This is a genomic window from Reyranella sp. (assembly GCF_050185545.1).
In the GTDB taxonomy this organism is placed as follows: Bacteria; Pseudomonadota; Alphaproteobacteria; order Reyranellales; family Reyranellaceae; genus Reyranella.
Window position 1 is genome coordinate 1 of record NZ_JBFWZI010000149.1, and the last position, 8,326, is coordinate 8,326.

Genomic DNA, 8,326 nt, shown 5'->3' on the forward strand with positions numbered 1-8,326 from the left:
GCTCGGGGCGCACGCGCAGGATGCGCATCGCCCTCTTCGCCCTGTCGGTCAGCGTATCGGCGATCGCCTCGGGAAAGGTCGGATGGTCGTCCGGCGTGTTGTAGTCGACGAACAGGATCTCGTCGTCGGGATCGGACATCACCTCGGCCAGCGCATTGAAGCTGATCGCCGCCCGCTTGTGCAGGTTGTAGCCGTGGCTGTCGTTGCGGCCGTAGAGGATTACCGAGAACATGGCGGGCGCCGCGTGCTCGGCCTACTCGCCCGGCCGCCGCAGCTCATGCCGCGCCGCGGCGTGCTCGATCATCTCCGGCGCGGCGATCTCGACCACCTTCGTCCAGTGCTGCCGCGCCTGCCCGGGGGCGCCGGCCGAGGCCGCCAGGACTCCGAGCTGGAACAGCGCCTCGGCGTGGCGGCTGGTGTTGTCGGCGCGCGTCAGCACCTCGCCCGGCGAGGACCGGCCGGCGTGCAGGGCCAGCAGTGGCCCCGGCCACTCGGAGGGGACCGCCGCGCCGTCCGCCTGCGCCGGTGCCCGATCGAGCCTGGCAAGGGCGGTGTAATGATAGAGACGCCAGTACGGATCGGCGGGCTCGGCCCGACGGGCCGCTTCGAGGGCAGGGAGAGCCGCCGCGTAATCGGCGAGGCGCAGCAGGACGCTGGCGCGCGCCGGCGCATTGTCGCCCGGCAGCAGCTCCAGCTGCCGGCGCCAGTCGATGTCGGCCTCCTCGAGGCGGCCAAGGGCCAGACGGGCAATGGCGCGGCTGCCGGTGATCTCGGCGTTTGCCGGCTCGATTCGCACGGCCCGGTCGAGCTCGGCCAGCGCCTTGTCGTGGCGCCCGAGCACCACCAGGGCCTCGCCCCTGAGAGCCAGGACGTTGGCGAGGTTCGGATCGAGCCTCAGCGCAAACGCATAGTCGAGCAGAGCGAGCTTGGGGCGTCCGCTCGCGAGGTAGGCATTGCCGCGGCCAAAATAGGCGTGGGGCCGGCGCTTCGCGTGGCCGGCCCGGAGGACCTTGGTATAGGCGAGGATTTCCGCCACGGACATCCCGCGACTGCGGACGGCGAAGTGGCGGTCCGGCATGCCGCGCCGCACCATGGATTCGGTCCCCGGCCTCGGCAATAACTCGCCCAGCGAAACACCACCCCATCCCAGCAAGTCCCGCACGGCCCTCCGCCCCTGGAGCGCGGCGGCCGGGTTGGCGGAATCGGCACTCAGGAGCTCGGCAAACAGCTCCGCCGCGGTGTCGAGAGCGCCCACCCGCAGGCTCTCATGAGCGCGCACGTAGAGTGCCTCCCAGCCGGACGCGCTGCCCGGGGGCGGCGCGACGGGCATGCCGAGGCGATCCACAACTCGTCGCCAAACGTCCAGGACGGCTTCCCACACCGGCGCCGTCGGCACGAACTTCAAGGCCTGGTTCTTCAGCACGTGCAACCGTCTCGGATCGTATCCGTCAAACACCTTACACTGCCCGCCGCCCAACGCGAGCGGCAATCGGGTGTGCTCGCTCGATGGTCGTGGGCAATTGCCCGCTTCCGGGGCGATCGTCGGGTCACCCCTCCCCGTCCAGCCGGACCTCTGTAAATCATGGTCGCACAAAACGCGACAGCTACCGTGCCGCACGGGCCGCTGGAAAAGGGCGAACACACGCGTGACTTTCCCTCCCCCCGCAATCGGGGGAGGTGCCCCAAAGGCGTTAAACCAAGAAGAATCCTCACCCTGAGGAGCGGCCCGCAGGGCCGCGTCTCGAATCGGGCGAAGTAACCTTCGCCCTTCGGTCGGCAAAGAAGGGGCCGCTGCGACACTGCTTTTTCAACGATCTACTGTGTGGCCCATCCTTCGAGACGGCCGCTGCGCGGCCTCCTCAGGATGAGGATTCTTCTTGGTTTGACGCCTATGGGGAGGTGCCCCGTCATACGGGGCCTGCCTTCGCCGAAGCGAAGCCGCTTCGGCTTCGCGCGGGCAGGCGGAGGGGGAAGGCCTCAGCCGAGATGCCTCGGATTCCGACGGCGGAATCGGAGAGGTCTCATCTGTGGCCTTTCCCCTCCGGCCCTTCGGGCCACCTCCTTCGATTACGGGGGAGGGATAAATGGCTGAGAGAAGAATTAAGAGCGCTCCGAATGCGAATGCCCTTGTTGTCCCTCGCGTCCACTCCTGGCATCCAGTCCGGAGAGTACAGGAGCCCGTTCTTGCCCTGCCATCGATCCGACCGCGCAGCGCTGCGGTCGTCCGACGATAGTGTCGATGTCGGCTGACCGCGGCCTCTTCTATGGCTGGCGGGTCGTCGCGGCCTGCTTCGTCATCGCCTCCTTCGGCTGGGGGCTCGGCCTGTTCGGCTCGAGCGTCTACCTGCAGGCGGTCACCGCGGCACACGGCTGGGCGGTGGCGGAGGTCGCATCGGCGATCACGCTGTTTTTCCTGGTGAGCGCCGCCGCGCAGCGCTTCGTCGGGCGCAGCATCGACCGCTGGGGGCCGCGGCCGGTGCTGGCGATCGGCACGCTCAGCATTGCCAGCGGTGTCGCGCTGATCGGCCAGGTGCGCGCGCCCTGGCAGCTCTATCCCTGTTTTGTCCTGATCGGCATCGGCTGGTCGACGCTGTCGACGACCGGCCTGGCAGCGACCGTAGCGCCGTGGTTCGAGCGCCATCAGGGCCGCTCGATCACGCTCGCCATCATGGGCGCGAGCGTCGGCGCCATCGCCGGCGTGCCGCTGCTGCTGCTCGCGCTCGAGCGGCTCGGCCTCGGCGCCGGGCTGGCGGTTGCGGCGCTGGCGACCGCCTGCGTGCTGCTGCCGCTCATCGGCTGGGTGCTGCGCTTCCGCGGGCCGGCCGATCTCGGCCTGCGGCGCGACGGCGATTCGCCGCCCCCGGAAGGGGCGACCCCGCCCGTCCCCTCCGCGAACGCCGCGCCGGCCAGCCGGCGCGTCCTGCTGTGGAGCGCGGCGGCGGGCTTCGCGCTCGGCCTCACGGTGCAGATCGGCTTCATCACCCATCACCTCGCGCTGGCCGCGCCGGTGCTGGGCGCCGCCGGCGCTGGCCTGCTCGTCAGCGCGACCGGCATGACGGCCTTCGCCGGACGCCTCGTGCTCGCGCGCATCGTCGATCGGGTGGATCCGCGGCGGCTCGCCGCCGGCATCATGGTGCTGCAGACGATGGCGCTGGTCGCGATCGTGCACTCGTCCACCGCCACCGTGCTGATCGTCGCCAGCCTGGTCTACGGTTATGGCATCGGCCATGTCACGACGCTCGGGCCGGTCGTCGTCCGCCGCGAGTTCGGCGCCGCCGCGTTCGGCGCCACCTATGGCAGCGCGGCCTCGGTGATCCAGGTCGTCTCGGCGCTGGGGCCGGCCCTGTTCGGCGTGCTACGCGACGCCTTCGACGGCTATGCGATCGTTCTCGGCGCGGCCGCGTTCACCACGGTGCTTGGCGCCGTCATCCTGCTGCTGGGCAGACGAGGGCGCGGAGCGGCGCATTCATAATATGGTTTCATGGGTGAACGGGATTGCGACACATCGATGAAGATCACGGTCACGTTGCCCAACGAGCTCTATCGCCGTGCCAAATCAGAGGCGGCACTGCGCGGGTGCTCGTTGCGGGACCTGGTCGATGAAGGATTGCGGCTCGTTCTCGCTGCACCACGCAGGTCAGGCCGGCATTCGAGCCTCGCCAGACCGACCAGGCGGGCGCGCGGCATGATCGCTTCCGGCGTTTTCGATCTCGCGTCGAATCCCAGGCACTTCGCAGGCTTCGGCCGCGATGGCCGGGCAGGAGGCCAGGGAAACAAGCCTCGATGATCACGGTAGCCGGCTCTGTGTCGCCGGCTGCCGTCGAACTCCGCCGCTCTACCCGCGACAGGTCACTCCGGCTCGATGCCCGCCGCCTTGGCGATCTCGCTCCAGGTCTTGAGCTCGCGCGAGACGCGCTTGGCGAACTCCGCCGTCGGCTCGCCGCCCGCCTCGCTCGCCAGGTCGCGGATCTTGGCCTTGACCTCGGGCTCCGCCAGCACCGCCACCACATCGTTGCGCAGGCGCTCGGTGAGCGCCGACGGCAGGCCGCGCGGCGCAAACAGCGAGAACCAGGCCGACTGGTCGACGCCCGGCGCACCGATCTCGGCCATGGTCGGAATGTCGGGCAGCTCGCTCAGGCGCTTGCCGCTGCTCACCGCCAGCATGCGCAGGGTGCCGGCGCGATGATGCGCCATCACCGTGAGCGGGCTGGTGAAGCCGACCGGGATGTGACCGCCCGCCAGCTCCTGCATCATCGGCGCCGCGCCCTTGTAGGCCACGTTCTCGATCTTGAGCCCGCTGCGCAGCCGGAACAGCTCGCCGATCAGGCGCGTCGTGTTTTCGGTGCTGCCAAACGTGTACTTGCCGGGATTGGCGCGCGCGGCGTTCATGAACTTCTCGGGCGTGTCGAAGCCGGCCTTGGGCGAGCCGACCAGGGCGATCACGCCCAGCACCAGGGTCGTCACCGGCGTGAAGTCGCGCTCGGTGTCGTAGGGCAGGGTCTTGACGGTGAAGGGGTTGATCGTGTGGGCGCTGGTCATGATCAGCAGCGTGTAGCCATCGGCCGGCGCCTTGGCGACGATGTCGCTGCCGAGAATGCCGCTCGCCCCGCCCTTGTTGTCGATGACGACGGTCTGCTTCCAGCGCTCGGCCAGCCGCGGCATGATCAGGCGCGCCACGAGATCGGTGCCGCCACCGGCCGGGTAGGGCACGACCACCCGCACCGGCTTGGCGGGAAACTCCTGCGCCCGCAGGACGGCAGGCGCCGTCGCTGTCGTCGCCAGCGCCAACGCTCCAGCCGCGAAACCGCGCCTGTTGAAACCTGTCTCCTTCAAGTCTGCATCCTCCCGATTCTCTTGTCGGCGCCGACACTACGGACGGGCGCAACAAGGTCAAGGATCGCCGTTACACGCTACGACCTCGGAGGATCGCGCCGCAGGCCCGACTTTCGCCGCAGCATGTCGGCCAGCCACGGAACCGCGGCCTCGGCGGCGGCGCAGGCAGCCGGCGAGGACGTATAGGCCGCGCCCGAATGGTAACCGAGCGGCGTCCACGCGCCCGCATCCTCGACGTCTCGCCGGAATTCCTCGAACCCGAACGTGCCGTCGGGCCGATGGAACATGTCGACACACCTGTCGTGCTCGTCGTTCTCCACGCTGGCAAACACCACCCACGACTTGTCGATGCGCCGGGACATGTCGCAGCGGGCGGCGAACGCGGCGCGTCCGGGTGGTGCCGACTAGGCCGCGTCGGCGAGGATCGTGTCGCTTTCGTTGTCGACCACGACCGCCGTCTCGAAATAGCGGACCTCCGGCGGCGCGCCGTAGCGCTCGGCGATGTAGGCCTTCCATTGCGCGGTGTAGACGGCCTCGGCCTCGGCGCGGCTCTTCCACAGGTAGACCCCGCCGCCGATGCGGCTCTGCTCGTCGAACAGGTAATATTTGCGCACCAGGCCCTTCATGCCGCGATACTTGGGCGCCGATCCCTTGAAAAGCTCGGCCGCCTTCCGGGCGTCGATGCCAGCCGGCAGCGTGAAGTTGACGATGGCGGTGATCATGCGGTCCTCCCTAGGCTTCGGCGCGCTCCTCGCGGACCCGCCAGAGCAGGCAGAAGCCTAGCACCAGGAAAATCAGCACGCACGCCACGCCCAGCCGGTTGGAGCCGGTCGAGGTGGTGATGATGCCGATGGCGAGCGGCGCCATCCAGGCGGTGGCGCGACCCGACAGGGCGAACAGGCCGAAGAACTCGCCAGTCATGCTGGGGGGCGCGAGCCGGCCGACCAGGGTGCGGCTGGCCGCCTGCATCGGCCCCATGCAGAGGCCCAGCAGCAGGGCGAAGGCCATGAACACCTTTTCCTGCAGCGAGCCGAACAGTGACCGGCCGGGCGCCAGCTCGGCGGCCGGCACGAAGAACAGCACGCGATCGTCGCTGACGCCGACGATGCCCAGGGTGGCGATGATGACGCCCAGGATGGCGAGCTGGACCGTGCGCTTGCTGCCGATATGGTCGTCGAGCTTGCCGCCCAGGAAGGCGCCGGGGATCGCGAACACGGTGAGGATGATGCCGAAGATGCCGAGCGTCACCGTGCTCCAGCCGAAGATCGCGGCGGCATAGACGCCGCCGAAGGCGATGATGGCGGCGAGCCCGTCGTTGTAGAGCATGAAGGCGATGAGATAGAGCAGCGCGTTCCTGAAATGGCCGAGCCGCTTCACCGTGTGGACGAGCGCCAGGCCGCCGTTGCGGGCTGCGCCCAGCAGCGAGACGTCCTGTTTGGCCATGTCGGGCGTGAACAGGAACATCGGGATCACGAACACCGCGAGCCACAGCGCCGAGGCCGGGCCGACCAGGCGCTCGAGCTCGTGGGTGCCGGCGTCGAGGCCGAACAGCGGCTGATCGTTGCTCGCCGCCAGGCCGAACATCGCCGGCATGCTGACCATCAGCACGATGAACAGTGAGATCAGCCCGCCGCAATAGCCCAGGCCCCAGCCCAGGCCGCTCAACGAGCCCATGCGCTCGGGCCGCACGATGTTGGGCAGCTGCGCGTTGTTGAACACGATCGACATCTCGGCGCCGATGGTGGCGACGACGACCGCCCAGCTGATCGGTCCGACCAGGTCGGGCCGGCCGGGATAGGCCCACCACAGCGCGGCGCAGCCGAGCCCGAGCAGGAGCTGAAAGGTGAAGATGTAGGGCTTGCGCCGGCCGCCGGCGTCCGCCATGGCGCCGAGGAAGGGGCTCATCAGCGCGATCAGCACGCCCGAGGTCGATTGCGTGAACGCCCACGCCGCCTGGCCCTTCACCGGATCGCCGACCATGACGTTGGCGAAGTAGGGCGCGAAGATGAAGGTGGTGACGATGGTGAAGAAGGGCTGGTTGGCCCAGTCGAACAGCGCCCAGCTGACCTGGCCGAGCTTCGAGGCTTCCGTGCGAGGTTCGGTCGAGTGGCCAGCGTTCACAGAATGCGGACCTGCGAATGGCGCCGCGCCACCGTAGCCAGGCGCTGGTCGTGCGTGAGAAGCGAGGCGTCGAGCGCCTCGGCCAGAGCCAGGTAGACGGCATCATACGCGGTAAGATTGTTTCGGAGCTCCCACACGCGAGACAGAAGGGCTTCGTGCGTGTGCCGGGAAATCGGGAACGCGAAGAGATCCGCAAGCGCCTCCTTTCCGCGCTCCGGGTCGATCTCTCCTGCCAAGGCGTAACGGCGAAGGACTTGCATGACCTCGATGTCGACCAGGTGAGGCGCGTGCAGGCTTCCTCCCGACCCCATGAGCTTTTGCCTGACGGCTTGAGCCGAGGCCGTGCGCAGCAGAAGCTCGATCAGTGCCGAAGCATCGACGACGATCACCGACTGTCACGCTCGGCGCGAACCGCGCGGACCGGATCGGGGGATGGGCTGACCGCGGAACGGCGCTCCAATCGCGCAAGCATTTCCTCGACCGTCGGTCGCTCTGCAACCTCGCGAATCTGATGCAGCAGATAGTCCGAAAGCGACATTCCCGCCAACGCCGCACGCGCCTTCAGGCGCCGGTGCAATGCGTCCGGAACATTGCGAATCTGGATCATGACGGACATGTATTCATGATGAAGACATGTTCAACACATGTCAACGCCAGGCGACGCGCCGCTGAAGCTGCCAGATGGCGTCCCGGTTCGTCGGCGAGAAGACCTTGGCCATCGCCTCCCGCCAGGGCAGCCAGAGCTGCGCCGTGTGCTCGGCCGGATCGAGGGTGGCAACGGTCGCGCTGTCGACCAGGAAGCCGAAAACGTGCTCGGTATTGTGCGTGACTCCGGGTGCATAGCGGGCGCGCCATTGCGGCCAGATCTCGTAGCGGTTGGTGAGCCGCCAGTCGCTGAGCGTGCCCTGGGTGAGGCCGGTCTCCTCCAGAAGCTCGCGCTCGGCGGTGGCGCGCAGGTCGGGGTCGTCGGGCTCGCGCGAGCCGGTCACCGATTGCCAGAAGCCGGGCTGCGCCGCACGCTCGAGCAGGAGCACGTCGAGCCGCGCCGTATAGACCACTACCAGGACGGATTCCGGGATCTTGAACGCCATGGCGGCAGCATAGCCGGAACATTGACTCCCCGCCCCCCACGGCTATGGTCCGCCGGCGATTTTGCGGGCTCCAGAGCGGTCTCGACTCATGTTCCTCTCCCCCTTATGTGCGGCTCGGCGAAGCCGAACGCGCTCATGAGGCGGGCGAGAGGAGCATGAGATGAGTCCAATCCTGGACTGTACGAGGGGAGCGATGAGCAAAGGGCTGGAAGCCGCCATCGATGCGGCGTGGGAAGCGCGCGACGGCATCAACAGCGCCACCAGGGGCGAGGTCCGCGACT

Annotated in this window: 10 protein-coding genes; 1 reads left to right on the plus strand and 9 read right to left on the minus strand. The window is 68.4% G+C overall.

Annotation, left to right across the window (positions count from 1 at the left end):
• The coding region (locus tag AB7O82_RS28465; RefSeq protein ID WP_428620764.1) for a hypothetical protein at positions 1–232 on the minus strand (232 nt) is incomplete at its 3' end.
• 21 nt (positions 233–253) lie between these two features.
• On the minus strand, positions 254–1,423 hold the full coding sequence (locus AB7O82_RS28470) for a tetratricopeptide repeat protein (RefSeq protein ID WP_428620766.1): 1,170 nt from the start codon (positions 1,421–1,423) through the stop codon (positions 254–256).
• An 816-nt stretch (positions 1,424–2,239) separates the two neighbouring features.
• Between AB7O82_RS28470 and AB7O82_RS28475 the strand changes: the two genes are divergently transcribed.
• Positions 2,240–3,472, plus strand: coding sequence for an MFS transporter (locus tag AB7O82_RS28475; protein ID WP_428620767.1), 1,233 nt, complete (start codon positions 2,240–2,242; stop codon positions 3,470–3,472).
• Positions 3,473–3,849: 377 nt separating this feature from the next.
• On the opposite strand, the gene AB7O82_RS28480 is transcribed toward AB7O82_RS28475, so the two are convergent.
• The 7 genes from AB7O82_RS28480 to nudB form a co-directional block, all read right to left on the minus strand.
• Complete coding sequence (locus AB7O82_RS28480; RefSeq protein ID WP_428543491.1) at positions 3,850–4,833, minus strand: Bug family tripartite tricarboxylate transporter substrate binding protein; 984 nt, start codon at positions 4,831–4,833, stop codon at positions 3,850–3,852.
• A 77-nt stretch (positions 4,834–4,910) separates the two neighbouring features.
• Positions 4,911–5,195 (minus strand): hypothetical protein, encoded by a 285-nt coding sequence (locus AB7O82_RS28485; RefSeq protein WP_428543493.1) that lies wholly within the window; start codon positions 5,193–5,195, stop codon positions 4,911–4,913.
• 42 nt (positions 5,196–5,237) lie between these two features.
• Positions 5,238–5,555: a monooxygenase gene (locus tag AB7O82_RS28490; protein WP_428543495.1), complete on the minus strand. Its 318-nt coding sequence runs from the start codon at positions 5,553–5,555 to the stop codon at positions 5,238–5,240.
• A gap of 10 nt (positions 5,556–5,565) precedes the next feature.
• On the minus strand, positions 5,566–6,954 hold the full coding sequence (locus AB7O82_RS28495) for an MFS transporter (protein WP_428543497.1): 1,389 nt from the start codon (positions 6,952–6,954) through the stop codon (positions 5,566–5,568).
• Positions 6,951–7,343, minus strand: a complete 393-nt coding sequence (locus AB7O82_RS28500) for a type II toxin-antitoxin system VapC family toxin (RefSeq protein ID WP_428543499.1) — start codon at positions 7,341–7,343, stop codon at positions 6,951–6,953. The genes AB7O82_RS28495 and AB7O82_RS28500 overlap by 4 nt, the downstream gene beginning before the upstream one ends.
• Entirely contained in the window at positions 7,340–7,561 is a 222-nt protein-coding gene (locus tag AB7O82_RS28505; protein ID WP_428543501.1) for a FitA-like ribbon-helix-helix domain-containing protein, read from the minus strand. The genes AB7O82_RS28500 and AB7O82_RS28505 overlap by 4 nt, the downstream gene beginning before the upstream one ends.
• Positions 7,562–7,601: 40 nt before the next feature.
• Complete coding sequence (gene nudB / locus AB7O82_RS28510) at positions 7,602–8,045, minus strand: dihydroneopterin triphosphate diphosphatase (RefSeq protein ID WP_428620769.1); 444 nt, start codon at positions 8,043–8,045, stop codon at positions 7,602–7,604.
• Between the last annotated feature and the right edge of the window lie 281 nt (positions 8,046–8,326).

Excerpts from the sequence above, each read along its gene's own strand:
- AB7O82_RS28485 (WP_428543493.1), bottom strand. The coding sequence starts at position 5,195 with ATGTCCCGGCGCATCGACAAGTCGTGGGTGGTGTTTGCCAGCGTGGAG.
- AB7O82_RS28475 (WP_428620767.1), top strand. The coding sequence starts at position 2,240 with ATGTCGGCTGACCGCGGCCTCTTCTATGGCTGGCGGGTCGTCGCGGCC.
- AB7O82_RS28490 (WP_428543495.1), bottom strand. The coding sequence starts at position 5,555 with ATGATCACCGCCATCGTCAACTTCACGCTGCCGGCTGGCATCGACGCC.
- nudB (WP_428620769.1), bottom strand. The coding sequence starts at position 8,045 with ATGGCGTTCAAGATCCCGGAATCCGTCCTGGTAGTGGTCTATACGGCG.
- AB7O82_RS28505 (WP_428543501.1), bottom strand. The coding sequence starts at position 7,561 with ATGATCCAGATTCGCAATGTTCCGGACGCATTGCACCGGCGCCTGAAG.